Annotated in this window: 24 protein-coding genes, 1 tRNA gene and 1 pseudogene; 10 read left to right on the top strand and 16 right to left on the bottom strand. The window is 61.4% G+C overall.

The features are described 5' to 3' along the window. Positions 1-10 precede the first annotated feature (10 nt). The 3 genes from ACEWFR_RS09080 to ACEWFR_RS09070 all read right to left on the bottom strand — a co-directional run bounded on the left by ACEWFR_RS09080 (position 11) and on the right by ACEWFR_RS09070 (position 2,757). On the bottom strand, positions 11-1,303 hold the full coding sequence (locus ACEWFR_RS09080) for a TIGR00341 family protein (protein WP_374060716.1): 1,293 nt from the start codon (positions 1,301-1,303) through the stop codon (positions 11-13). A 143-nt stretch (positions 1,304-1,446) separates the two neighbouring features. Beyond that, positions 1,447-2,298: a translation initiation factor eIF-2B gene (locus tag ACEWFR_RS09075; RefSeq protein ID WP_374060715.1), complete on the bottom strand. Its 852-nt coding sequence runs from the start codon at positions 2,296-2,298 to the stop codon at positions 1,447-1,449. 81 nt (positions 2,299-2,379) lie between these two features. Then, positions 2,380-2,757 carry a DUF5783 family protein gene (locus ACEWFR_RS09070; protein ID WP_374060714.1) on the bottom strand — a complete coding sequence of 126 codons (378 nt, stop codon included), beginning with the start codon at positions 2,755-2,757 and terminating at the stop codon, positions 2,380-2,382. 127 nt (positions 2,758-2,884) lie between these two features. Between ACEWFR_RS09070 and ACEWFR_RS09065 the strand changes: the two genes are divergently transcribed. Then, complete coding sequence (locus ACEWFR_RS09065; protein WP_374060713.1) at positions 2,885-3,208, top strand: hypothetical protein; 324 nt, start codon at positions 2,885-2,887, stop codon at positions 3,206-3,208. Between the two features lie 97 nt (positions 3,209-3,305). On the opposite strand, the pseudogene ACEWFR_RS09060 reads toward ACEWFR_RS09065, so the two are convergent. Next, positions 3,306-3,665, bottom strand: a pseudogene (locus ACEWFR_RS09060) (hypothetical protein); the annotation flags it as partial. A gap of 443 nt (positions 3,666-4,108) precedes the next feature. Between ACEWFR_RS09060 and ACEWFR_RS09055 the strand changes: the two are divergent. The 4 genes from ACEWFR_RS09055 to ACEWFR_RS09040 all read left to right on the top strand — a co-directional run bounded on the left by ACEWFR_RS09055 (position 4,109) and on the right by ACEWFR_RS09040 (position 7,744). Further along, a complete protein-coding gene (locus tag ACEWFR_RS09055; protein ID WP_374060712.1) occupies positions 4,109-5,371 on the top strand; it encodes an Nramp family divalent metal transporter in 1,263 nt (420 codons plus the stop codon). A 290-nt stretch (positions 5,372-5,661) separates the two neighbouring features. Further along, entirely contained in the window at positions 5,662-6,738 is a 1,077-nt protein-coding gene (locus tag ACEWFR_RS09050) for an Mrp/NBP35 family ATP-binding protein (RefSeq protein ID WP_374060711.1), read from the top strand. Beyond that, on the top strand, positions 6,735-7,025 hold the full coding sequence (locus ACEWFR_RS09045) for a hypothetical protein (protein ID WP_374060710.1): 291 nt from the start codon (positions 6,735-6,737) through the stop codon (positions 7,023-7,025). The genes ACEWFR_RS09050 and ACEWFR_RS09045 overlap by 4 nt, the downstream gene beginning before the upstream one ends. A gap of 116 nt (positions 7,026-7,141) precedes the next feature. Further along, complete coding sequence (locus ACEWFR_RS09040) at positions 7,142-7,744, top strand: uracil-DNA glycosylase family protein (RefSeq protein WP_374060753.1); 603 nt, start codon at positions 7,142-7,144, stop codon at positions 7,742-7,744. A gap of 43 nt (positions 7,745-7,787) precedes the next feature. On the opposite strand, the gene ACEWFR_RS09035 is transcribed toward ACEWFR_RS09040, so the two are convergent. Further along, positions 7,788-8,006 (bottom strand): hypothetical protein, encoded by a 219-nt coding sequence (locus ACEWFR_RS09035; protein WP_374060709.1) that lies wholly within the window; start codon positions 8,004-8,006, stop codon positions 7,788-7,790. A 112-nt stretch (positions 8,007-8,118) separates the two neighbouring features. Between ACEWFR_RS09035 and ACEWFR_RS09030 the strand changes: the two genes are divergently transcribed. Further along, a complete protein-coding gene (locus tag ACEWFR_RS09030; RefSeq protein ID WP_374060708.1) occupies positions 8,119-8,859 on the top strand; it encodes a hypothetical protein in 741 nt (246 codons plus the stop codon). A 41-nt stretch (positions 8,860-8,900) separates the two neighbouring features. Beyond that, positions 8,901-8,984: transfer RNA gene (locus ACEWFR_RS09025), tRNA-Ser, on the top strand. 316 nt (positions 8,985-9,300) lie between these two features. On the opposite strand, the gene ACEWFR_RS09020 is transcribed toward ACEWFR_RS09025, so the two are convergent. The 7 genes from ACEWFR_RS09020 to glmS form a co-directional block, all read right to left on the bottom strand. Beyond that, entirely contained in the window at positions 9,301-9,570 is a 270-nt protein-coding gene (locus tag ACEWFR_RS09020) for a hypothetical protein (protein WP_374060707.1), read from the bottom strand. A 183-nt stretch (positions 9,571-9,753) separates the two neighbouring features. Further along, positions 9,754-10,401 (bottom strand): hypothetical protein, encoded by a 648-nt coding sequence (locus ACEWFR_RS09015; RefSeq protein ID WP_374060706.1) that lies wholly within the window; start codon positions 10,399-10,401, stop codon positions 9,754-9,756. A gap of 207 nt (positions 10,402-10,608) precedes the next feature. Continuing rightward, positions 10,609-11,652, bottom strand: a complete 1,044-nt coding sequence (gene citE, locus ACEWFR_RS09010; protein WP_374060705.1) for an L-malyl-CoA/beta-methylmalyl-CoA lyase — start codon at positions 11,650-11,652, stop codon at positions 10,609-10,611. Between the two features lie 54 nt (positions 11,653-11,706). Beyond that, the gene (gene mch, locus ACEWFR_RS09005; protein ID WP_374060704.1) at positions 11,707-12,825 is read right to left on the bottom strand and encodes a 2-methylfumaryl-CoA hydratase; all 1,119 of its coding nucleotides are present in this window, start codon (positions 12,823-12,825) and stop codon (positions 11,707-11,709) included. Continuing rightward, positions 12,818-14,101 carry a methylaspartate ammonia-lyase gene (locus ACEWFR_RS09000; protein WP_374060703.1) on the bottom strand — a complete coding sequence of 428 codons (1,284 nt, stop codon included), beginning with the start codon at positions 14,099-14,101 and terminating at the stop codon, positions 12,818-12,820. Before ACEWFR_RS09000 ends, mch begins: the two co-directional genes overlap by 8 nt. Continuing rightward, on the bottom strand, positions 14,098-15,537 hold the full coding sequence (locus ACEWFR_RS08995) for a methylaspartate mutase subunit E (protein ID WP_374060702.1): 1,440 nt from the start codon (positions 15,535-15,537) through the stop codon (positions 14,098-14,100). The genes ACEWFR_RS09000 and ACEWFR_RS08995 overlap by 4 nt, the downstream gene beginning before the upstream one ends. A gap of 8 nt (positions 15,538-15,545) precedes the next feature. Beyond that, positions 15,546-16,001 (bottom strand): methylaspartate mutase subunit S, encoded by a 456-nt coding sequence (glmS, locus tag ACEWFR_RS08990; protein ID WP_098723740.1) that lies wholly within the window; start codon positions 15,999-16,001, stop codon positions 15,546-15,548. Positions 16,002-16,164: 163 nt separating this feature from the next. On the opposite strand from glmS, the gene mct reads away from it, so the two are divergent. After that, positions 16,165-17,334, top strand: a complete 1,170-nt coding sequence (mct, locus tag ACEWFR_RS08985; RefSeq protein WP_374060701.1) for a succinyl-CoA:mesaconate CoA-transferase — start codon at positions 16,165-16,167, stop codon at positions 17,332-17,334. Between the two features lie 215 nt (positions 17,335-17,549). On the opposite strand, the gene ACEWFR_RS08980 is transcribed toward mct, so the two are convergent. Continuing rightward, positions 17,550-18,104, bottom strand: coding sequence for a DoxX family protein (locus tag ACEWFR_RS08980; protein ID WP_374060700.1), 555 nt, complete (start codon positions 18,102-18,104; stop codon positions 17,550-17,552). Positions 18,105-18,333: 229 nt separating this feature from the next. Between ACEWFR_RS08980 and ACEWFR_RS08975 the strand changes: the two genes are divergently transcribed. Both ACEWFR_RS08975 and ACEWFR_RS08970 read left to right on the top strand, forming a co-directional pair. Beyond that, positions 18,334-22,404, top strand: a complete 4,071-nt coding sequence (locus tag ACEWFR_RS08975) for an Eco57I restriction-modification methylase domain-containing protein (RefSeq protein WP_374060699.1) — start codon at positions 18,334-18,336, stop codon at positions 22,402-22,404. Next, positions 22,401-23,141: a hypothetical protein gene (locus ACEWFR_RS08970; RefSeq protein WP_374060698.1), complete on the top strand. Its 741-nt coding sequence runs from the start codon at positions 22,401-22,403 to the stop codon at positions 23,139-23,141. The genes ACEWFR_RS08975 and ACEWFR_RS08970 overlap by 4 nt, the downstream gene beginning before the upstream one ends. Before the next feature lie 145 nt (positions 23,142-23,286). On the opposite strand, the gene ACEWFR_RS08965 is transcribed toward ACEWFR_RS08970, so the two are convergent. The 3 genes from ACEWFR_RS08965 to ACEWFR_RS08955 form a co-directional block, all read right to left on the bottom strand. Then, positions 23,287-23,457, bottom strand: coding sequence for a hypothetical protein (locus ACEWFR_RS08965; protein ID WP_374060697.1), 171 nt, complete (start codon positions 23,455-23,457; stop codon positions 23,287-23,289). 813 nt (positions 23,458-24,270) lie between these two features. Next, positions 24,271-24,564 carry an amphi-Trp domain-containing protein gene (locus ACEWFR_RS08960; protein ID WP_374060696.1) on the bottom strand — a complete coding sequence of 98 codons (294 nt, stop codon included), beginning with the start codon at positions 24,562-24,564 and terminating at the stop codon, positions 24,271-24,273. A gap of 570 nt (positions 24,565-25,134) precedes the next feature. Continuing rightward, positions 25,135-25,521, bottom strand: a complete 387-nt coding sequence (locus tag ACEWFR_RS08955; RefSeq protein ID WP_374060695.1) for a MaoC family dehydratase — start codon at positions 25,519-25,521, stop codon at positions 25,135-25,137. Between the last annotated feature and the right edge of the window lie 121 nt (positions 25,522-25,642).

Below are 25,642 nucleotides of genomic sequence, written 5' to 3'. Positions count from 1 at the left end.
CGCGCCCGGTTCAACCGCTCCGGAGAGTCGTCGCCAGTTCGACGATTACCTCGAGATCGACGCCGGCCGCCGACTCGAGGCGGTCGCGCACGTCGTCGGCGAAGTCGTTCGGGAGCCCCTCGCCGGGCGGTCGGTCGACGTGAACGGTGACCGTCGGCTGTCCGCCGGTGTAGACGTCGATGAGTTCGTAGTCGATTGCGGTCTCCCGGAACTGCAGTTCGGAGCCGGCCGCGAGTTCCGCCTCGGTCATCGTCTCGAGTTCCGTTTTGACGTCGTGTTCGACCGCGGCGGTGCGGTACGTACCGTAGGTGATGCCGCCGAGGATGACCGAGAGGACGAGGATCGCGACGAGGAGCACCGCGACGCGCGAGCGGAGCCGCCCGTACACACGTTCGACGGATTCCGTTCGTTCCGGCCGATAGCCGGACAGCCATAACAGGAGCAACGCGGTGAGATTGATCGAGAGCATATTGACGAGGACGAGCGTGCCCGCGGTGAGGACGACCGTCGGATCTCTCCAGGCGATCCCGAGGCCGGCGGTGGCTGCGGGCGGAACGAGCGCGACGGCGATCGCGACGCCGACGAGCACCGATCCGACGTTTCGCGTGAGACTGATGACCGCAGCGACGCCGGAACCCAACGCGAGAAACAGGGCGAGAAAGTCGGGTGTGATCCGCTCGCGGATCTGCGGGACCGTCGTGATCTCGAATCCCGGCGGGAGCAACACGGTCCCCCTGAGCGCCCAGCCCATCACCGCTGCTGTGAGGACGGCGGCTGCGAGGCCGATCGCCTGTAACGTGACTCCGCGCGTCGCGAGCGCCTCGTCGTCGACGATCACACCCACGCTGGCCGCCAGCGCCGGTCCCATCAGTGGCGCGACGACCATCGCACCGATGATCGTCGCCGCCGAGTCGAGCAACAACCCGGCCGTCGCGATCGCCGTACTCACGATCAGCAGGCCGAAATAGGTCGACGCTGCCGGTGCGAGATCGGCCGCTCGTGCCCGGAGCTCCTCGCGGGAGATTCTGGTTCCCGAAAACCGGCTGGTCAACTCGTCGGTTCGCTTCGAGACGATCGTTTCCGCGGCCGTGACAACCGTGTACGATCGCTCGTCGAGACCTGCGTCTCGGAGGGCTTCCAACAGCGGCTCGACGGCCGGCGGCGGGACAGGGATCGAAACGAGTGCCTCGAACTCGCCGCGCTCCGAGTCTCGGGAGACGGTGTAGTCGACGCCAGCTTCCTCCGCCGTCTCGATGACGAGGTCCAGTTCGTCTCGGGGAACGAACACCTGTACGAGACGCATACGTCCGATACGGAAGCGACGTGGATAGATCGTTGCCACCCGCGACGGACTGTCTCGAAGTCGCGACCGTTCGGATTATCCAGATCACCGCCCCGAGCCGTATCGACGGAGCGGTACCGAAGGGGGCAGGGCCGATCGACCGCTCAGAACTGTTCCCGTCCCTCGTCCGTAATGACGCTCTCGAGCAACCCGACCGGCGTCGCGTCGTAGGCGGGGTTTTCCACGTCGAAGCCGTCGGCGGGTTCGGCCATGACCTCGCTGCCGGGCCGAAACTCGTTTTCGAAGACGAACCCTTCGCTGACGATTTTCGAGGCCGAGCCGAGGACGGTCACCGGCACGTCCAGTCGGGCGGCCGTCGACGCGATCGGAAAGGTGCCGACGCGATTGTACAGCGTCTCGTCGACGATGCAGTCCATGCCGACGATAACCCGGTCGCACTCCTCGAGGTAGATCCCGTGGGCGCTGTCGGTGAGCAGCGTCGTTTCAACGCGGTCCATCTCGGCGAGCGTCCGTGCGGTCTTGCGCCCGAGATAGCGCGGTCGGGCCTCGGTGACGTAGACCTCGAACGTCTTGCCGGCCGCGGTCGCCTGCTCGAGGGCCTGGATCACCGTCGAAGAGTAGTCGTGTGTCAGCAGCGTCGCGCCGTCCGGGAGGTGATCGACGGCGTTTTCGGCGGCCAGCCGCTTGCCGGACTCGATCCGCGAGACGACCTCGTCGATCTTCTTGCTCGTGAGTCGGTGAGCGTCCTCGACGCTGTCGGGCTCGGCGTCGGCCACGTCGTCGACGACTTCCCGGACGGCGTTTTGCAGCGAGGCGTGTGAGGGGTTCGCCCGTCGCAACACGGAGCCGTTGCGCTCGAGCGCGCGGACGTACTCCTCGACGGTCGCGAATTCGCGCTCGACAAGCTCCTCGAGGGCCTGGACCGCGTGGACAGCAACCACCGAGGAACTGTGCGTCTGCATCTCCCGAATTTCCTCGGCCGTCTCGTCGATCATACTCGCATGGTTTCCCGTCAGCGCAAAAGGTGTTCCGGGTGCCCGCAACCGTCCCGTCGCCCGTCGTTCGAGAGGGTGCCGTCACGCGGTCTCGTCGAACTCGAAAATTCGCCGAAGTTCGCCCTCGATTCGGTCGACGAACGCCTCGAGGACGGGCTCGAACTGTTCGTGATCGGCCACCGCGCCGACCCGGTCTCGCGGATTTTCCGGGAGTTCGACGCGGAACTCGCCATCATGTTCTCGCGGGCTGTGCCCGCTCGAATCGGTCGCGGAGCGATGCTCCGCGCTCCCCTCGTAGAACGGTTCGCTCTCGCTCAGCACCTGCCGGTCGATGGCACGGAGTACCGCCGAATCGTATTGGCCGTGTAACTGCTGATACGCCGCTGAGTACGCCTCCTCGAGTTCCTCGAAGTAGTAAACATACTTCTCCTCGAACTTCTCGGGGTCGAACTCGGTCATAGCCGTCCGTGCGGACGCTATCGTGTAAACAGTTCGGGACCTCGTACGGGGATCGGCCCTGTGGTCGAGTACTCGAACAGCCACCGATGCCCGCAGGCTTACGTCCTCGAGGCCCCTAGAGCCGCCGATGACTGTCACCGTCCGATACACCTGTCCGCACTGCAACGCCATGGTCAACCTCGAGCGGCCGCCGGATCTGGCGGACCGATCGGTCACGACGGTCCGCCAGCCGGGCTGGGAATACGCGAGCCCGGACGATCCCGACCGGGAGTCGGCCGACGGGATCGAGTTCGTCTGCGGCGAGGACGGCCCCGTCACCGACCTCGAGGGAGAGCCTATCGAGGGCTGTGGCCGCCCGTTCTATCTCAATTTCGTGCGCTACGAGCAGGGAGTGGAACTCGAGCCGGATCCGCCAATGTACGGTGGGCCGCGATTCGATTTCAACGCGTGACAACCTCCTCGCCGTAAACGGAGCGGGAGCGACGCTACCTCACACAGTCGGGTGAAACCCGACGACGGCGAGGCTTCCCACAGATGGTGAATACCAGTCAGTCGTCGTCTCCAGAACGTTCGGTTCTGGCGGGCTGCACGAGACCGACGGTCTCGTGAACGCTAGCAGAGAGTTCCGACTCTCGAACTGTCGTGAGCGACATCTGCGCTGGGACGCTCTTCTCATGGTGTCGTTCGAAAGACGCTCCGCGTCTTTCGTGACCACGAGACGGCTCTGCCGTCTCGATCGGAGTCGTGGCCGTGTCACCGCGACTCCTATCCCGAGGCGAGTCATCGCGTTCCGCCTCGTCAGGTGGGACGCTCTCTCACCACGGGCCAACCCGTCGTGCGATATTCGCGGAAGCGTTGATATCAGCCTGAAACGTCGAAACGTGGCAGTCGTCGGTCGGACACCGGAACCTGGGAGCGTCCGTTTGCCGGTCACTCGAGTTTCACGTCGACGACCGCAACGAACCGATCGAAACTATCGGTGAGATGTTGACGTGGTAGCCGTTGTTCAGGATACGTTCTCAGATGGAATCCGTTTCACCACTTGCCAAGGCTTATCCCTCTTCTTTAGCTAGTAATGCTGTATTCCAATCCCGTTTTAGTCGGTATTCGGGCCGTCTAGTGGTCGAACAGTATTGCAGTACGGGTAGCTACTAGCGCCGTGGCAGCAGACGCGCTCAGTAGCGCCAGAGACGCTGTTGTCGCGAGCGAAATAGGCGGGATAGTTGATCGAATCCAGTAGTATGATAGACACAATCAGATCACAGAGCGTACGGTTTCGAGGAAGAACGTGGGCGTGTATCGGATTCCACTCGTTGTTGCGTATTGACCGGCGGAAAACCAGTAGCTGCAGATGAGTACGAAGAACTTCACTCCGTTGCAGGACGTGACCGGATTCACGCAGAAGTACGGGCTGGCGTTCGTGATGGTCGCCAGTTACTTCGGCTCTGGTTCGGTGTTCATCGCCAGCCAAGCAGGCGTTATGCACGGATACACGCTGCTCTGGGCCGCCGTGGGTGCAGCGGGACTCGGATTTATCGCTCAGGACATGAGCGCTCGGTTGGGCATCCACGGAACGTCACTGATGGTGTTCACTCGCGAAAAACTGGGTCGACCACTGGCGACAATGATCGCACTCTTCCTGTCGATTGGCTGTATCGCCTGGACGCTCGGGTTGGTCGCCGCTGTCGGCGCTGGTCTCTCCTTCCTGCTCGGGGGCGCCGTCGCCTGGCAGCCCCTCGCCGTACTTACGACGTTCGCCGCGATCGGTGTCGGACTGCTACGTTATGACACCGTCGAGAACATGATGATCGCGATGATGCTCTCGCTGATGGTCATCTTCGTGATCGTCGCCCTGCCGAGCGGCGCTGACCCGAGCAGTGTTGCGACCGGGTTCGTACCGGGAACGGACACACTGGGTGCGCTGGCGATGGCCGCGGGACTGCTCGGGACGACCGCACTGTGGCCGAACTTCTTCCTGGAATCGATTCTCGTCCATACCAAGGGCTGGACCGACGAGAGCGACCTCCCGGAGGTCCGGACGGATCTGGCGATCGGCTACGCCGTCGGCGGGATCACGACGGTCGCGATCCTGATCGCCGCAGCGGCACTACTGCGTCCGATGGGCTACACCGAACTCGAGTCGTTCATCACGCCGGGAGAGGCGCTGGTTGAAATACTCGGAACGTGGGCGATGGTGCTGTTCGTCGGCGGCGTGGTCGCCGCGGCGTTCAACAGCATCATCCCGATCATGTGGACGCCAGCATACATCATTCCGCAGGCTGCAGGTTACTCGGTTCAGAAGGGGGATCGATTGTTCAACGTCCTGTTCGCGGGACTGACCGGGATCGGCGTCTTCTCGCCACTGGTGAGCTGGTGGCTAGAGTTGTCGGTCGTCGACATGGTGATCCTGTTTCCGATGTACAACGGAATCTTCGCACTACCGATCGCAGCCATCCTGCTGTTCTGGGCGGTTAACGACCGCGAGACGATGGGCGAGCATACCAATTCTAGACGGCTAAACAGCGTCAATGCACTGCTTGTACTACTTGCGGTTGTCCTCGCGATCCTGTCCATTCGAGACTTTACGACACTCATCACTGGCGGCGGGTTCTGACGGTATTCCCCTTGTTGCTCTCTTGGGACTGACACCTTAATTGTCGAATTGGAATATTGTTCACATCGTTGCGCAGAGACTCTCAATCACTGTTTCTACACAGAAACGCCTTCGTCTATACGTACCTTTTTCTCGTCGGGTTCGCTCGCGTCGCTCGCTCACCGCTCTCTACTCACGGGCGTGAGCCCGTAAGTCGGGTGCGAATGACCGTCCACCTCTTTTCGAACAACGCGAGCGAAGCAAAAAGGTGGGAACACAACCCTTTTCGACGCTGGGAAATACCTATCGTCATGGACGAATCCGCCGTTCGCGACCGCCTCCGGACGGTCGAAGATCCGGAACTCGGCGACGATATCGTGTCGCTCGGGCTGGTCAACGACATCACCGTCGACGGCGATCAGGTCGATATCGATCTCGCACTGGGTGCCCCCTACTCGCCAAGCGAGAGCGACATCGCTGCGGAGGTACGCGAGGTACTCACCGCCGAGGGCCTCGAGGCGGACCTCACCGCGAGCGTGCCCGACCGCGACGATCTTACCAGCGAGGAACAGGTACTGCCGAACGTCAAGAACGTCATCGCCGTCGCCTCCGGAAAGGGCGGCGTCGGCAAGTCGACCGTCGCGGTCAACCTCGCCGCCGGGCTCTCGCAGCTGGGTGCCCGCGTCGGCCTCTTCGACGCCGACGTCTACGGGCCGAACGTGCCACGGATGGTCGACGCCGACGAGCCGCCGATGGCCACCGAAGACGAGACCCTCGTGCCGCCCGAGAAGTACGGCGTGAAGCTGATGAGCATGGCCTTCCTCACCGGCGAGGACGACCCCGTCATCTGGCGCGGTCCGATGGTCCACAAGGTCATCACCCAGCTGACGGAGGATGTCGAATGGGGCCACCTCGACTACCTCGTCGTCGACCTCCCGCCGGGGACCGGCGACACCCAGCTAACGATGCTCCAGACCATGCCCGTCACCGGCGCGGTCATCGTCACGACCCCACAGGACGTCGCGCTGGACGACGCCCGGAAGGGCCTCGAGATGTTCGCCAAACACGACACCGTCGTGCTCGGCATCGCCGAGAACATGTCGACGTTCGCCTGCCCCGATTGTGGCGGCGAACACGACATCTTCGGCTCCGGCGGCGGCGAGGACTTCGCCGAGGAACAGGAACTCCCCTTCCTCGGCTCGATCCCGCTCGATCCGGCCGTCCGCGAGGGCGGCGACGGCGGGAAGCCAACGGTGCTCAAAGACGGCGACGGCACCAGCGACGCCCTGCGGACGATCACCGAGAACGTCGCCAACAATACCGGGATCGTCCACCGCCAGGCTATCTCCCAGAGCCGACGCAACGAGGCAGCCTCGCCCGATCGATGACAGCCGGCGGTGACGACGGGAGTGGAGAGGAGACTGCCCCTGCCGACGAGAGTGAGGCAGACACTGCCCCTGCCGAGGAGTTTGACCCCGATCCCGAGCGCGTCGAGTTCCTCCGCGAAGTCGCCGACGATGTTCGCGGCGAGACGAGTGAGCGCAAACAACTCGCGAACATCCTCTATCGAACCAGCGACCTCTACGACGAGGGCGAGGAGACCTCTCCCGAGGAGATCGTCCGCAACGTGAAGTTCATCCTCGAGGTCAACGACCGCGGCGGCCTCGGTCGCTAACCCATCTCGACTCACGGCTCGCTCCGAACGACGGATGTCAGCGCGTCGTTTTTGGTCCCGCCGCTCGAGACACGAGTGTGGACGCGAATCAACGGTCTCGAGCGAACCCGTACGGCATGGACGAGGAGTGTCGGAACTGTCCGGCGCTCTGTGAGACGCGCACGCAGGTCGTCCACGGCTACGGCGACGTCGGCGCTGACTTCCTCTTTGTGGGGGAGCGGCCGACGGCCCACGCGGACGAGATGGGCGTCCCGTTCGCCGGCGAGGGCGGCAGCGACGGTGACGGCGGGCTGCGACGGATGCTCGAGCGGCTGGGCCTCTGTGCCGTCGACTCGCCCGCGGACAAACCCGAACTCGAGAACGTCTATCTGACGAACCTGACTCGCTGTCGCGACCCTGATCGTCGCCCGACCGACGAGGAGACCGGTAACTGCGAGCCCTATCTCAACGCGGAAATTCGGATGATCAACCCCGAAATACTCGTTCCCGTTGGCGACCGGGCGCTGACGGAACTCGGCGTCGAATACACGACGACTCCAGCCGACGAGCTCGTGCTCCCCGACGATCACGCGACGCGGATTCGCGGTCGCGGCTTCGAACTGGTCCCGATGATTGATCCGCGCGAGCAGACTGACGAGCAGACGCAGGCGTGGCTCGAGGCCTTCGCGGAGCTGATGGCGTCGGACTATCGGCAGACGAAGGGGCGGCAGGGACGATAAGCGGGGAGAACGGGGGCGATGCTATCTGTGTCGACGGCGTTCGCTACCAGTACGGATTTTCGCGCCAGCGCCTCGAGCCGACGCCCAGAGCGATCAGCGCCCCCACGGTGAGAACGCCGACGACGAGCGCGCCGATCGTCGAGGCGAAGTACTGGCCGGTGGTGTTGGTCAGGTAGCCGTTTCCGAATCCGACGAGGCCGAGGACTGCCAGCGCCGCGATCACGAGCGTCGCGAGCAGACCGGCGATCGATCGTTCGTCCATACCGGCTCGGAGACGCTCCGACACTATAGTTCTCCCCCATTTCGGAGTCGTATTCGGCCCGCTTCCCCTCGGAAGCGCCGCGTTCAAGGACCGCGCGTCCGGAGTACGACACATGATAGTCGTCGTCCCGGTCGATCCGCCGCGGGATGGTCTCGTCCTCTCGTCGCTCGTCGAGGAGTCGCCGCTCTCCGACGCCGAGGCAGTCTCGCTCTACGAGGCTGCCGTCGCCGATGTCTGTTGGAGTGTCACCTCGAGCGGCGGCGACCTCCTGCTCAATTACCGCGACGAAGCGACCCTGCCCGAGGCGCACGCCGGCGGTGACCCCGAAGCGGAGGTCCGGGCACTCGCCCTCGATGCGCTTGGGGAGGACGCGGCGGTCCGATTCGAGCGCCAGGTCGGTTCGAGCCGATCGGCCCGGATCGGAAACACCGTCACGCACCTCCTCGAGCGCGAAGGGGTTCAGAGCGTGGGGGTGCTCGAGCCGACGGTGCCGCTGGTCACTCGGACGGAGATCGACGGGGCGGCGATGTCGTTGCGCCGTCACGATGTGGTACTCGGGCCGTCCGATGAGGGCAGCACCTACTTCGCGGGCTTTTCGGAACCGATCGACTTCACCGACGCGTACGCGACGCCCGAACTGTCGACGTTGGCCCGACGCGCGGCCGACGACGGACTCAGCGTCGGATTCGCCCCGATGCTTCCCACCGTGGCGACGGCTGCCGGGCTTCGGGCGACCGTTGCGGGGCTCGAGGCCCGGCGGGCCGCCGAGCGACCGGGTGCAGAGGCGACGGCGACGCTCGTGGACGAACTGGGGATTCGAGTCGGGGAGGACGGCGGACTCGAGCGCGAATAGACCGACAACCCTTTTGGAACGTGCAGCAAAGCGGAGAGCGAGGTGGGGTGGCAGAGCGGCCTAACGCGCCTGCCTTGAGAGCAGGTGGCCTCCAAGCCTCATGGGTTCAAATCCCATCCCCACCGTTTTCCGCGAGCGAATACGACGAACGGAGTGAGGAGTCCCTCGAGCGGAAAACGAAACGGAGGGATTTGAATCAGGGAGTGAAGCGAGCGGAGCGAGTGGAACGACCGTGGTTCAAATCCCATCCCCACCGTTGCTGTCGCGAACAATGCTGTGAGTAACAGCGAGCCGATGAGGATTGAATCCGATTTCCGAGGGGATTGTAGCAAATTTCGTTAGAAGTACTTCCAGACGGTAGTCGAGTACATTTCTCGAGACCGATGGCTGTCTGCTGAACGACTATACCGGAGAAATATCGTTTGAGAGGCGGGGTACCGATCAGGGAGACGTCAGGTCGCAATTCCAGCCGGGATCGTGACCGGTGCGGTCGATGAGGTCGGCGCGACACGCTGGGCAGTAATCGGGGGTGACGGATTCGTTTCGGGGGACGTACACCGCGCTGCCGCATTTCACGCACGCATCCGCAACGATGGTCGCACAATCCGCACAGACATTAAAGTCGTCAACTGTGAGGTCGCGCAGGGGTTCGAGTTGTTTATCCAAGAGGTACTCGTCGATGACCGCCTGACAGCTGTGGCACGATTTCATAGCGATACACATCGTTCCATGTTACCATACCATAAATATCTGTCTCCGTGAGGGACGGACGCACTGTAGTCTCGGTGAACGTACTGGGGATCAGGGCGAATACCGTCTCTTTCGAACTGTTACCGGCCCCTGGCCGGTGCGTTCCAACTCCCCGATGACGACATTCCAGAACCCGCTCCGGAGTTATGCGAACGGGAAGATCGTCGACAGTAGCAGGCTCGTGAGTAGCCCGGAGACGGAGATGATCGTCGTCAGGACGGGCCACGTCTGGATCGTCTCGCCCTGCGTGAGCCCGCCGATTTTCTTCACCAGCCAGAAGCCAGAATCGTTGTACCACGAGAAGATGTTGGCGCCCGCGCCGATCACCATCACGAGGTAGGCGATGTGGACCTCGAGTTGGCCGGTGAGGGGTGCCATGAGGTAGAAGATGCTGTCGAAGAAGACGGGCACGGCCAGGAAGGAACTACTCCCGAGCAGGGAGATGTCCGAGTTGGACTCGCCGAGGACGTTCTGGAAACCTCGAATGATCCGCTGGGCCGCCCCGCTCTCGAGCATCGATTTGCCGATGACTGCTGCCATCAGGATCGGGATCCCGATCCCGGCCATGTTCTCTCCGAACGCAGTCGCAACTCGAGAGCCGGCATCGGCGGCGCTGAAGTCAGCGACGAAGACCGTGTTGACGACGGCGACGGTGAACGCCGCCATACTCAATCCGATGAACGCCGGGAGGTCGAGCCACACCAGCAACGCGACGACTGCAACGAGACCGACGATGAACGTAATTAATGGACTATGCGCGAACTCGACCGCCTGTAGCGGCACGTACGCCACAGGTGTGGCTTGTACGGAATATATTACATTATTAATACTTACGAAGATAGTAAAGGATTATTGATGAATCGTCACCAATAACTGAACACCATGTGTGGCAATCGATGCGTCGGGGAGACGGTCTCCCGGCGAGCTCAGTGTTCGCCGTAAGCGACTCGAGACAGGTCGCAACCGAAAAATTCGAAAACGCACGTGAACGGCGACTGCTCAGCGGTAGGACAGCTCGAGGTCGCGCGCCCGGTCGAGCAGTTCTGCATCGTAGTACTCTTCGGTCTGTTCGGGTCGGATGTCGTCGATCGCACGGACCTGCTGGACCGTGTTGCGGAAGTTCTTGAAGGTGGCCTCGTCGACCATCTGACCGTCGATGGTGACCGCGCCGGTACCCTCGCGTTTGGCCTCGTTGAAGCGCTCGATCTTGTGGACGTCGCGCTCGAGTTCCTCGGGCGTCGGCATGTGGACGGTGTTGGCCTGAATCGTCTGCTTGGGGTACAGCGACCAAGAGCCGTCGAGACCGAGTTGTGCTTCGTGTTCGACCTGATCCGCGTAGGCGTCCGCGTTGTAGTAGGTCAGGCCGGCGCGCTCTTTGAACAGGTCATCGAAGGGACCGCCGATCGAGAGCAGGTCTGCGGCGCTGGACTCGTTCGAGAGGGCCTCGAGCAGGCCGTCCCAGCGTGGCATGCCGTCGCCGAGGTCGCGGCCGCCGAGTTCGGCGGCGTAGTCGACGGGCCCGAAGACGAGCGCAGTGAGTCGGGAGTCCTCGCCGAACTTGGAAATCTCGCGCAGATCCGACCGGGCGCGGCCGGTCTCGATAATGATCGAGAGACCGATCGAGCCGTCGTCGTAGCCGTGTTCGGCCTCGGCTTCGGCGACGACCTCGGCGGCGCGTTTCACGTCCTCGAGGCGGCCGACCTTGGGGACGACGACACCGTCGATCTCGTCGCCGATTTCGCCGACGAGGCGGTCGATCTGGTTGCGCCCCTTGTCACAGTACTCCTCGTCCTCGTAGCTCCACTCGACGCGCGGCCAGATCTCGCCGGGGAAGTCGTACTCGGGAACCTTCTCGATGGTGTTCTCGAGGCCCTCGGCTTTCATGTCCGGTGCCGTCCCGTCTTCCATGTCGGGGACGAGCCAGTCGGGGGCCTGGAACCCCTCCGCCTCGAGGGCGGAGACGAGGTACTTCGCCGAGTCGTCTTTCGGAACGGCGGCCGGTGCGGTCTGGAACGTACGGCAGAGTCGGATGTCGTCGGTCATGTGTATCTATCTGAAGTCGCGATTGTCTGCGGTCGTCTGTGATGGTCGTTCGTGTTAGTTAGAACGCTTTCGAATCTCCGCGGTTCGGGTTCCGGAGTAGACGGGTTCGTCGTCCTGGTTGAACGCGATGTGTTCGAAGGTGACCGTTCCCGCCTCCTCGCTCGAGGCGTCCGCTTCGGCCTCGAGAACACGCGTGAAGGCGTAGACGGTGTCGCCGACGGCGACGAACGTGTGGAACGATTCGTCGTCGAAGCCGACCTCGCGCCAGGTTTCTTCGTCCGAGCGGGCATGGCCCAGCGCGGTCGATCGAGTTACGTCGCCGTAGGTGACGATACTGCCCGACGGCGAGTCGCTCATCACGTCGACGTTGTGGTGTTGTTTGGCCGTGTTGAGCGTCGAAAGCGGTAGCGAGGCGACGGTCACGTCGTCTTGTGTGCGGCCGCGCTCGTGGCGGTAGGCGACGGCGGCGTTCTCGTCGTCGGCTTCCTCGAGCGCGTCGACGAAGTCCTCGAAGTAGCCGCCCTCGGGTGCGATGAACTCCTCGGGGAGTTCGGGGCCGTTGTCGCCGTCGTCCTCGGCGGTTGCGGCACCACCGTCGGAGCGCAGCTCCGATGAGGATCGCGAACCGTCGGTTCGCTCACCGCTTCCGTCCGTCGCCATCGGCTCGCGGCGCGGGATCATGTTCGTCCGCTCGTACGAACAGAGCACGTCGCCAGTTTCGGCGTCCTTGCCGCGGGTGCGCCAGGAGACGATGCCGTACTCGGGTCGGGAACTCGAGGTCGCACGGTTGACGACCTCGCTCTCGACGTGGAGTTCGGTGCCCGTATAGACCGGTGCGGTGGGGAACCGGACGTCGGTGCGGCCGAGGAAGTAGCCTCCCTTCTCGCTCAAGTCCTCGACGGTGATGCCGAGGGTGGCTGCGGTGAGATAGTCGGGGTGAACCGGCGGTTCGTCGAAGCCGCGTTCCGCGGCAGCGTCGCTCCGCCAGTAGGCGGGGTCGTGGTTCAGGGTCTGACTCATCCAGGACTCGTTGCCGAACTGGGTGAGCGTAAGGCCGGGGTCATGTTCGATGACGTCCCCCTCCTCGAAGTCCTCGAAGCAGTTGCCCTTCTCTTTGGTCTCGACGTCCTCAAGCACCTGTGCGAACGTGTCCGGATCGGTCCAATCAGTCATCTGCAGTCACCTCGTCCGTCTCTGCATCAGTTGGTAACTGTTTTCGTTTCCGTCGGGTGACCGTCCGTCGCATCTCGTTTTCGACGATCATGTACCCCTCGTCGAAGCCCATACCGGGCTTTGCGAGCACCTGCGCGGCGTTCGTCGCGAGCGCGACGTGGGCGCAGGCACGTGCGGAGGTCTCCGTCTCGTTACAGGTGCCCCCGAGGTAGGCGCGGGTGTCTGTCCCATCGCAGTAGCGGACCGCCTGTCCGCTTCGGTGGATCCCGCCCAAGTCGGGCGTCTTGACCTGCACGAGGTCGGCCGCGCCCGCGTCGACGAACGCCTGCACGTCCTCGAAGGTGTTACACCACTCGTCGGCTACGATATCGACGTCGACGTTGGCAGCGTCGAGCCCCTCGCGGAGCTCGACCATGGCATCGATCTGGTCGGCCCGGTCGCCGACGTCCATCGGCCCCTCGATCTGAATCGGATAGGGGGCTGCGGCTTCCTCGAGCGCAGCGAAGTAGTCGACCACTTCGTCGCGGTCGTAGGGCGCGCCGAAAATCTCGCCGATCATGCCGTAGACGTCGATGTGGAAGCGAGGGTCGTACCCCTCGGGCCCCAACTCCTGGGAGCGCTCGACGAGCCACTCCACGTACTCGAGGAGGACCTCGCCGTTCTCGCCGATCTTCTCGACGCTGTTGATGAGCGCGTGGGGCAAAACGGGGACGCCCTTGACGAACATCTTCTCGGTGTTGTTGTAGCGGTCGTCGCCGGATTGGCCGAAGACCGGCACCGGCTCCGTCGCGGGCTCGGTGCCCAGTGCATCTGCCATGACGTCCGTCTGCGTCGTCTTCTCGGCTTCAGCAGCCGCAGCGAGCAGCGCTTGCGAGACGCCGTAGCGGATCGCCGTGTGGAGTCGGTCGCCGTCAACTTCCATCTCCTCGAGCAATTCGGCGTTGTCGAGGAACTCGGTCGCATCCCGGCCCTCGAGTTCGTCGGCGACGGGACCCTCGATGACGGGGGCGTACTCCTCGGCTTTGAACAGCGGGTCGCGCCCGCCGGCACCGGAGTACTGGACCGCGGCGCAGTCGCCCCGGACCACGGTGCCGTCGGCGAGTTCGATGTCGACGATGATCGACTCGCCGGCCTGGCGAATCTCATCGAAGCCGTCGGTGACCGGCTCGCCCTCGTAGGTGAAGCCGTCGTGTTCCGCTCCCTGCTTGATCGCGCGCTGGTCGTCGAAGAAGAACCCGGAGTAGCCGGGCGTTGCGTATATTCCTGTAATGTTCATGGTGAGGCGTCACCCTGCGGTCGGCCGATGAGTTTGCCGTCGCTGATCGCGTCGACGTCGTCCGCGACCATCCGGAACGACTGCTCGCGCCCTTCGGTGTCCGCGCGTTGGGACAGTCGGGCGCGGTGAATCTCCTTGATGTCCTCGTCCATCTCGAGGTCGGCCCACTCGAAGATGCGGACGCGACCGTCGTCGTCCCGCGCGGGCAGGACGGCACCTGCCGCGCTGTCGCTGGGTGCGAAGGGGACGTCGAGCGCACCGGAGTCGAAGGCCTTGAGCGTTCCCTGGACGACGTCGCCGTCGCCGTGCTCGAAGATGGAGTCCATCAGACAGCGGGTCTCGCGCTCGATGAGGTCCTGTTCCTCCTCGATGCCGTCGATGTCGATCTGCTGTTCGATCGCCATGTCGATGACCTGACGCGTCGTGCGCAGACCGGCCGAGTTGGCCTCCATGGTCGGCACCCCCTGGAACTCCTGGGGTGACTTGGTGATGACCTTGTCCGGTTGTGCGATGGCGGCGGTCATGCCGCCGAAGCTGATGACGCCGTTCGCACGAGCCTCGTCCGGCGGGAAGCCGCCCATCCACTCGTGGAAGACGGTGGTGACGACGACCTCGTCGGGCAGATACTCGTTGCCTAACTTCTTGAGCGCGTGTAGGGCGGCCACGTCCTGAACGATGTTGCCGACCTGACCGTAGCCGAGCGTGATCGAGCGCACGCCCTGCGTCGCTGCTAACTTCCCCTCGACGATCATGATCGCGATCGCGATCGACGGCGGGACGAGGGTGCCGGTGAGCGGCCCGAACGGCTCGCGGTTGATCCGCACGCCGCGTTCGGTGTAGGCTCCCGCCAGCCGGTCGACGAACTGCCACTTCTCGATGGTCTCCTCGAGCCCGTGGCGTTTCGTGTACGGAATGTTGTAGGAGATCGGGCCGCCCTCGAAGCTCTGGAAACCGCCGGCGAAGGTGATCGCGGCGAGCAGCCGAGCGTCCGGGGTGCCGTGGCGCACTTCGATCGGCGCGTCGACCGCGTCGATCAGTTCGCGACAGCCGTCTACCCCGTGGTTGACGGCCGGGAAGCCGTTCAGGGTGTCGTCGCCCGTCTCGAGGGCCTTGTCGAGGCCCTGCTGGGCCTTCTCGTACTCATTGTCACGCGTGTACGAGTCGATAGTCGTCGGGAGGAGATCCGCCTGGCCCTCCTCGAGGAGGTATCGAAGGAGTTCGATCTGGTCGTCGAGCCGGGGCACCCCGGCTCGCGGCTGGAGAAGGGGTTTGTCGGCCGACTCGAGGACGTCGGCGAATCGCTTGTGGTCGGGCAGCGACTCGTGGTACGCGATGGCGTCCTCGAAGTCGACGTCTTCGCCCGTGTGCCAGTCAGATCGGATCTCTTCGTCGATACGCCGTAGCTCGTCGGATGGAATGCGTTCGTCTCGTATCATCTAGACATCTACGAACTGATAGTCGCCCGTTCCGACTCCGTCGGTTTAATCTGGAGGTCTTCGTGGAGCGCGGCAATCGCGTCTTCGGGATCGGTTTCGGAATCGAAGACGCGGTCGAATCCGAGCTCTCGGAACGTTTTCCGGGTCTGCTCGAACTCGTCCTGTCCGACGGCGAGGTTGCCGCCGATGTAGCTGACCGCGTCGACGCCCGCGTCCTCGAGGACACTGTGGAATCCCTGGCAGTCCTGCTCGGCGTGGCCGTAGAGCGAGGAGACCAGTACGGCCTCCGCGTCGTGCGCTACTGCGGCCTCGGCGAAGTCCTCCTGGGAGGTCTGGACGCCGAGGTTCACGACATCGAAGCCGGCTGCACTGAAGGCTTGCTCTAAGATTGTGATGCCAACGACGTGGGCATCTGAGCCGATCACGCCGAGGACGACCGTTTGGGACATCGTAGTCGCAACCATGAGAGACCGGCCTATAAACCTAATGATCTTCCATGATAATATTCCTTAAGGATCCTAACAGCGTCTCTATGGCGGATATTAACATGAGGAATGGTACCGGGAAACAACTACATGATCGATGGTAAGGGTTTTGGTACTGGTTTGGAAAGGGGGGCGTACAGACATGGGAGCACTCTCGAACCTTCGCGTCGTGGATCTGACCCAGGTGCTCGCCGGGCCGTACTGTACGATGCTGCTCGCGGACCTGGGCGCGGACGTCGTCAAGATCGAACGACCCGGTGGCGACATGATCCGGTCGAATCCGCCGTTCGTCGACGACCCCGAAGAAGAAGCCTACGGGGGCTACTTCCAGAGCGTCAACCGCGGCAAAAAGAGCATCGAACTGAACCTCGGCGACGACGAGGACCGCGCGGACTTCCTCTCGCTCATCGAGGAGGCCGACGTCGTCGTTGAGAACTACCGCTCGGGGACGATGGAGAAGTACGATCTGGGCTACGAGACGCTGAAAGAGCACAACCCCGATCTCATCTACTCCTCGATTCGGGGCTTTGGCGACCCGCGGACCGGCAAGACGGAACGGCAGGGCCAGCCCTCTTTCGACCTCATCGCGCAGGCGCTGGGCGGCGTCATGGAGACCACCGGACAGCCCAACGGCCCGCCGACGAAGACCGGGCCCGGCGTCGGCGACCTCTTTACGGCGACGCTGAACTGCATCGGCATTCTGGCGGCGGTCAACCACCGCGAGCAGACCGGCGAGGGCCAGTACGTCGACACCGCCATGTACGACTCGATGCTCAGCTTCACCGAGCGCGCCGTCTACCAGCAGTCGTACACGGGCGAGGCCCCCACTCGTCGGGGCAACTCCCACCCCACGCTCTTTCCCTACAACGCCTTCGAGACTGACGACGGCTACGCCGTCATCGCCGCGTTCAACAACAATCACTGGGCGGAACTCTGCGACGTGATGGACCGCGAAGACCTCGCCGAGGCGTATCCGACGACGCCGGAGCGACTCGAGAACCGCGACGCGCTCCGAGCCGAACTCGCCGAGTGGGCCGCCGACCTGACCAACGACGAACTCGTCGGCAAACTCGAGGGTCGCGTCCCCGCCGCGCCGGTGCAGACGACCGAAGAAATCTTTGACGACCCGCACGTCTACGCGCGGGATATGCTCGTGCCGGTCGAACAGCCCGGAGCCGATAGGGACGTCGAGATTGCGGGCAATCCGATCAAGATGAGCGAGACGAACCCCGAGCCCCGCGGTCGCGCGCCGCTGCTCGACGAGCACCGCGAGGAACTACTGGGCGAGGACGCCGAGGCGGCCGACGACTGAGGACCGACGACCCTTCGATTCTACTTCTACCGGCGGGCGTTCACTGTCTCGAGAAGGGGCTCGGCGAGCAGCGATCGATCGAAACCGCGACAGCATCCACGTTCGGCGATCCGGCAACCCGGCGCGGCGTCGCGTCGCTGTCCTCGCCACGCGGCGCATCGGGTCGGAGCCGCGATAGCGGTCGGCGGCGACGACGATTCGCAGTTCGGGACGGGTCACCCGAGGACATACCGAGTCCACGGGTACCGCTCGACGAGGGGCTGCCCGTCGATTTCGTACGATTCGATGTATCGATCGAGTCCGAATATTCGGCCGGCACCGAAGGCGGCAACGGAGAGGAACACGAGCATGTACGCGAAGTCGCCGTTGATATAGCCGTGGGCGACGTCCCAGTTCCCGAGATAGAAGAGCAGCATCATGAACGCGCCGAAGAACGCTGCAAGCCGGGTCATTGCGCCGAGGAGTACCCCGAGTCCGATGAGGACCTCTCCCCACGGCACGGCGATGTTTACGAAGTCGACGAACCAGGGCGTGTTCCCCATCGAAACGAAGAGGTCCGCGACGGGACTGCCGTTCGCCGGCGGTGCGTTCTGTAGATAGCCGCTCGCGGAGAACTCGCCCGAGAGGACCTTGTCGACGCCGCTCTGGAGGAACGCGAGTCCGATCATCAACCGGAGCGCGAGAATGAACCACACGCTCAACGTGTGGAGTTTCCCTTTCGCCGTGAGCCCGCCAACCGTACTTTGGAGTTCGACTTCTCGAGTTGACATCAGTTTCATATCACGGGAACCACTGGTAAACCTCCCACCCGTTACAGATCCTGAGTCGTGAACCGTCGTCGGGGGGCGGTCGTGGCTCCACCGCCCCGAACGATGTGGTGACGCTCGAGCGTCGGCTCCCGAAATCCAGTCGGGGTCGACTCCGTCGACGGGAAGCGGTGCCTCGAGCGGCCCCGCTACCAGCAGTTTCTTCACGTGACAATTCGAGGTGGCAGGTATCATGAGTCAGGCGACGCTGTCGGATCGTCCGTACACGAATTCGAACCTCTTCTCCGGGCACTATCTCGACGAGCGAATTCAGGAACGAGACGAGTGGGAGTGCGACGCGGCCGCCAGCGACGCGCTGGCCGAACTGCAGTCGCTGTACGAACTCGAGTCCGGGCTGGTCGACGGCTACAAGGAGGACCCGCTGATCGACAACTGGATCGACGAGGTGCTCGAGGTGCTGGGGTTCGGAACGAACGTCGAGACGACGCTGCCCGAGGGCGGGGGCTACGTGGACGTGCTCCTGTTCGAAGATACGGCGGCGCGTCGCGACGCGGCCGAGGTCTACCTGAGTTCGGAGGACACGGCGGATCTGTTCGACCGCGGCGTGGGCCTGGTCGAAGCCAAACAGTGGAACGCCGACTTCACGGCGCGATTCAGCGACCAGCGGCCGTATCGAAACGCCTCCCACCAGATCAAACACTACCTCGAGCGGACGCCCGAGCGGATTCAGTGGGGGGTTCTGACGAACGGTCGCAAGTGGCGGCTTTACGGGACGAAGGACTACGAGACCCAGACGTATTACGAGGTCGACCTGCCGGAGCTGCTCGAGCGCGGCGATCTGGACGCGTTCAAGTACTTCTACGCCTTTTTCCGCCCGGATGCGTTCCGGGAGTCGGGCGGGACGACGTTTCTCGATTCGGTCTGGTCCGAGAGCGAGACGGTCGCCCAGGAGTTGGGGGAGGATCTGCAGGACAACGTCTTCACCGCGGTTCGGGTGCTCGGTCGGGGGTTCGTCGAGACGAACGACCTTGCAATCGATCCGGACGACGATGAGGGGCTCGGCGAACTCAAAGAGCAGTCGCTCGTGTTGCTCTATCGGTTGATGTTCGTCCTCTATGCGGAGTCTCGTGGACTCATCCACCCGGAGGGTCAGGAGGCGGTCGCGGAGTACGAGGAGAACTTCAGTTTGGACGAGCTTCGGCTCGAGATCCACGACGAGATCGGGGAGGTCGACGACGGCTTCGACACCTACAGCGAGCACTCCACGACGATGTGGAGCCGGCTCGAGGATCTGTTCCGGCTGATCGACGAGGGCGAGGAATCGCTGGGGATTCCGCCGTACAACGGCGGGCTGTTCAACCGGGAGACGCACGACTTCCTGGCAAATCACGAGGTCAGCAACCGGTATCTCGCGGAGGTCATCTACCGGATTTCGACGACCGAGAACGACGAGGGGCGGTACGTGCTGGCGGACTACGCGGACCTCGACACGCGCCACCTCGGGAGCGTCTACGAGGGGCTGCTCGAGCACCAGTTCCGGATCGCCCCAGAGGAGTACGCGGCGGTGTCGGAAGACGGCGGACAGGTCTGGGAACCCGCGACGGACGTCTCGGTCGCGGACGCGGTCGAGACGGTCGAAAAGGGTGGGCTGTACGTGGTCAACGACGAGGGCGAGCGGAAGGCCACGGGCGCGTACTACACGCCGGATTACGTGGTGACCTACATCGTCGAGGAGACGGTGGGGCCGCTGGTCGCGGAGATCAAAGCCGATCTGACGGAGCAGGGATTCGAGCCGGGGACCCACGAGTATCTCGGCGCGTTCTATCGGCGGGTGACGGACCTGAAGATTCTGGATCCGGCGATGGGGAGCGGGCACTTCCTCACGCGGGCGACGGAGTACCTCGCCCAGCAGGTGATGGAGGAGGTGCGCGAACTCGAGGAGGCGACGGCCTTCGACGAGCAGCGGGTACGACGGGACGTAGCCAAGGAGTGCATCTACGGCGTCGACCTGAACGGAATGGCGGTCGAACTCGCGAAGCTCTCGATGTGGCTCGAGACCCTCGCCGCGGATCAGCCGCTCGCGTTCCTGGATCACCACCTCAAGGCGGGTAACTCGCTGGTCGGGTCGGACGTGACGGAGGTGCTCTCGAGCGAGACCGAGAGCAACGACGGGCAGTTGACGCTGCAGCAGGCGCTGGCCCGCGTCCGGCAGGATACCCTCGAGCACGTCATGGAGCGCATGCAGGAGTTACTCGAGATCGACAACGAGTCGCTCGAGGACGTCAAGTCGATGGAGGAGATCTATTCGGGGATTCGCGAGGATCCGTTCTACCAGCGGCTGTTCGAACTGACGAACGTCCACACCGCCGAGCGGTTCGATCTGGATGTGCCCGAGGGGGCCTACGAGCGGATGGCTCGAGCGATCGACGACGAAGAGGCGTGGACCGAAGTGCAGGAAGCGGACTGGTTCACGACCGCGCAGTCGATGTGCGGTGAGCAGTCGTTTTTCCACTGGGAACTCGAGTATCCCGAAGTGTTTTTCGACGGTGATGGGGAGAAGCGTGAGGATGCTGGATTTGATGCGGTAATTGGAAATCCACCATATGTACAAGTAAAAGACAAATCAGAAAACTATCTTAGAGAGGAATATGACTCTACTCAGTATAAGATTGATGCATTTCATGCATTTATTGAACAAGGGATTATACATCTTCGTCACGGTGGCGAGTTTGGATATATTGTTCCAAAGCCTTGGCTTACATTAGAAAATACAGAAAGCTTGAGGGATTACATTTTCGCCAAATCTTGGATCAAACAGATTGTTCAATTTGATAAGACGGTCTTTGACGAAGCTACAGTGGATACGATAATACCAATCCTCACGAAAACAGAAAATGATGGTGGAGAGACTGATATAGTCACCATTGAAAATTCAGAAAATGACTTGGCAAATAAAACAGTAAAAAAGAAAGATAATCAATCCGATCTTCGAGGCCCTGCTGGAAAAATTGAGATTCGACAATCAAAGGGCGAAGAGAGAGTTATAAGGAAAATGCTTGGTAATTCTACCAAATTGAATGAAATTGGCGCTGTTTCAATTGGTATCCAAGCATATGGGAAAGATGATCATACAAAGGAACAAATAGAGAACCGTGTTTTCCATTCTACTACAAAGGATACTGATAGACATGTCCCACTATTGTCTGGTGATAATATCCGACGATACCGTGTTAAAAATCTTGAAGAAACATGGATTGACTATGGGAGCCACCTGCATCGGGAACGAGAATGGAAATATTTTGAAGGAGACCGCATACTAATCAGGGAAATAACAGGGTCTGGTCGTTACAAGATACATTCGGCATTCATCAATGAAGATGCAGTCTGTTACAAGACGGTTCTTAGTGTAATCCCCGAACAAAATGTGCCACCTCAATCGCTGGTAGCAGTGATAAATTCAGCTTCTATCTCTTGGTTCTTCATTAGGACATCTAACAAAATAGTCACAGATAATTTCCCAAGAATAACTTTAAATGATGTCGAGGAATTGCCAATCCCGAACCTCAATAATCAAGTTAAAAATCCTAGCTTAAGAAAAATCGACGCTCTATTTCCTGAAGTTGATATTGAAGAGAATAGTGGTCGTGAAATCTTGGCACTGCTTAGTGACAAGCAGGCGAGTAATATACAGACTCGAGAAGGCTTATCGCTGAATGTTCTCGATTATCTTGGAAACTATAACAATAGTCAACCCCTTCCAGATATCGGATTCGTCCAGCCTCCTAATGGACTAGCTAATACAATTCTTACTGATACAGTTGAAGATTATAAGAACCTCCGGATCGGAACCATCGAAGTTGTCCGTGAGTCCCCAACTTCCCTCGAGATCCGCCTCACTGCCCGCTACAAACCCGAAAACGAAGACGAGTACGAGACCGACCGCTGGGGCTACACCGAAACCGAACCCCTCCCAGCCCTCATCATCTCCGACCTCACCGAAACCGAGGCCGACCTGATCGAGGCCTTCGTCCCCGTCGCAGTCGACGAGGCCGGCGGCTTCGCGAACTTCCGCGAGACCGCCACTAAGACCAACTCGCTGGTCGATCGACTCCGAAAGCTCACCCTGCCCGCCGTCGACGACGTGCGCGAGGGGTTGGAGAGCTACCTCGAGACGAAAGCAAGAGCCGAGGAACTCGAGGAAAAGATCGAGAAGACGGACGAGCTGATCGATGAAATCGTATACGAACTCTACGGATTGACCGACGAAGAAATTGAAATCGTCGAAGAGGCTGTTGGAGAATGACTGCTGAACGCTCCAATATGGGCCTCAACGCAGACAGTGTCCTCGCCGAGCGCGTTCGTCAGCAGTTAACAGTATTTCCTGAGAAGTTCCGGGAATTAGGCGAAGGCGGGGAGCTACGGAGCCTCTGCCGTTCGACCCGTACCCTGTCTGGCCCCAAAGTCAACCAGGCACGAGAGCATTTCACGGAGCAGTACCTTATCGAGCCGATCCTCCACGGACTCGGGTATCGGAATCCGATCTCCGAGGACTACGTTGGAACTGGCCCCCACTTCGTCCGACGACCGAGTACCTATCGGAGCCTCGAGATCAACCGACCGGACTATTTACTCAAAAACGTCTCGCCACAGGTCGACTGTATTCTGGAAGCAAAAGCTGCGAACGAAGAACAAATAACGGGAGATAAGCGACGTGCGACTGCCGACATTGAGGATTACGTCGACTCAGACACGTTTGCGAAGTACCTGAAGACGTTAGAGAAACGGTACCTCGTCGCTATTGGGACAGACGGCCTCCGATGGGTTTTGTGGGCGAAGGATGTTCGATCCAGAACGACAAAACGGGCGATTGCCGAGGTCGACTTATCGGATGCGATTGAGTCGATCGCTAAACGGGATTCGGTCATCGAAGGAGAACCGAAACAGACCACCGTCGAGATACGACGATTCCTCGCAAATAAATTTATTCCGCCATTTGCTGCACGCTCCATCGACGAGTTCGTCGCAGCCCAATTCGAATAGAGAATTGCTTTCGAAGGGGATGACGTGACTCGAGTCCCGGTTCCGAACCGGCCGTCCGACGGGCGATGTCGGCAGGTGGTGTGTGGTGATTCGATCGAACCCGCCGACCGGCCGGCTGATCGTCGGGGCTCGAGTCCCCTCCGACCTACTCCTCGCGAAGGCTCGGAAAGAGGTCCGGCGGAACCGAACAGCCGCAGGGAGCGACGGAGCCGGTGTGGGGCCCGGTGGCGGTCGAGAACAGCACGGGGTCACCACAGCGCGGACAGTCGGGGAACGGCGACTCGTCGTCGTCGCTCGCGTCCGAACTGCTATCCATCGCGACCGCGCCTCGGTCGTTGCGGCGAGGACGCTACTCGTGTCGGGCGATTCGACGGTCGTGCGGGACGTTTATATCCCGGTAGAATGAACGCAATCATGGCAACCGAATCCTCCGTGGATTTGGAAGCCGCGTCTCGGGTGTTGGTTCCACCCGGGGCATTTCGATGCAGCCCCTCGCATCTGCGTTTCGAGACTGACTTCCGTTTGGATTGTTGATCTATTGGGACTTATATCTATTGTTACTACGGGGAAAAAGAGTCCGCCTCGAGCCGCCCCGAACCCCAAATCTCGAATCATCGACGCTCGAGGTCGTCATAGAACGATACGCACGGTGTTCTTTTCGCTCTATTCGGACTGAACTATCTGTTCACTGTATCCTGCTTACTGACCGCTGGGTGGTGATTGGGAAGCAAGGAGATGGTCAGTTGCTATCGGCAGTCTCAAGCGATGAATTGCAGTGCTTACATCGATTTCGGTCTAGTTCGTTCGGTGCACCGCAATTAGAACAATTCGTCCGAGCTGGTGGTTCGTCAGTATCGTCCCACGACAGAATCGCCATTACGATGAGGATGAGAAATACGAACAAGAACAACCCTAACGGACCGAATGAGAGGAAAAAGATAGCAACGAAGAAAACAGGGAAGCCAACGAGTACGTACACCAAAAGAGTCGAGAGACGATCCATGGTCCATCTCCTAAGCTGTAGGGTCAAAAACCCTTCCGACCAACGAATTTCGGGTGTTCCGCTTACTTACTCCCCCTATACCTACCGCTGATTCACGATTGGCTGCAATAGAGGCCGTCAACTATGTCATTCGTCCGCCGATACCGGTTCGCCGTCTTCCATCGGCCATTCGAGTTCAACTTCTAACTCGGCCTCGTCGTCGGTAACCTCGTACTCGACTTCCAGTTCGAAGTGTTCTGGTACCGCCACCGTGAAGCCGTTCTCTCCGTCAATGTCGATTGTCCCGTCCTCGATACCAGCAGCGACTTCACGGATGATCCCCGCACCGTCTGCCCGACTCATCACCCGCTCACCTTCGCGTTCCGTCGCATCATCTGCCGATTCCGCTTCGGTCTCGGATTCTTGTTTGTCGTTTGCCATACTGGGCGTTTAACGGCTGCCGATAAAATATCTCTGCCTTCATGTCTGCCCAGTTCGATCGGCGGCAGTCACCACTTCTATCGAAGCATCACTGGGTGGATCCGTACTGTATTGAGCGGGACGTCTCTCTCCTGTCCTTCCCGTTCGGCGAGCAGACACAGAATGGGATGCGAACCACTCTCTGACGCTCACCCCTCACGTTTGTCGGAATCCGTCGGGAAACGGGGCTCGAGCGGAAGGCGGAAACCGAGAGCGGTCAGCTCTTCGTCTCGATACTCGGACCGATCCTCGGCGGCTTCTTCGTCCTCTATCTCGCCCTCGTTGGCGGCTACTCACCGGTGCCCCTCCCGGTGTCCGTTCTCGGCACTCCCCTCGGAGTAGTGCGCTGGCGGCGACCGCAACGGATGGCGTCGTAGGCAGACCGACCCTCGTCTGACTCGGGTTTCGTGTGAGTCGTCGCGTCGACTGTCGCGACACGAGCGAACCGAGCTGACGTTTTGGCGGACAAAGCACGCGTGGGATCAGCACGAGCCGCCGGTTCGGTGATCACGTGTGCGTCTGTACCGACTGCTACTTGTCTTTCCAAATAAGTCCGTTCGTCGATGAGGTCAACACGGTCTCGCCATCCGCGTTCTCACAGACAACGTTCGACGTGAACTCGTACCGGTCCTCTCGTTCCTCGACCGTGTCGAACGTCGATCGGCACGTGATTGGTTCGCCGGTGTAGACCGGCCGATGGAAGTTGAATTCCATCGTACTGGCTAACACTTCGTTGTCGCTCCCCAGTTTCGTCGGGAGCGTCGCGGTCAGTAATCCCTGTACCATCACCCGTCCGTCTTCGTCCGGCTCGGTATGACGGGATTGATCGTCACCAGTGAGGTCCGCAAACTGCTGTACATCTTCGACTGTGAACGTTCGCTCGTATGTTCTCGTCTCGCCTTCGATTGGCTGCGTCATCGGAATCGACCTCGAGAATGAATCTCGTCGTATAACAAGATACCGAGACGAACGTGCCCGAACTGCGAACCCGGATTCGGAGAAGCGATGTCTAACGGCACCAACACTCGAGAGGCCCCGG

Origin of the sequence: Natrinema sp. H-ect4 (assembly GCF_041894845.1) — an archaeon.
GTDB lineage: Archaea > Halobacteriota > Halobacteria > Halobacteriales > Natrialbaceae > Natrinema.
This window is presented reverse-complemented; position numbering and strand designations above follow the sequence as displayed.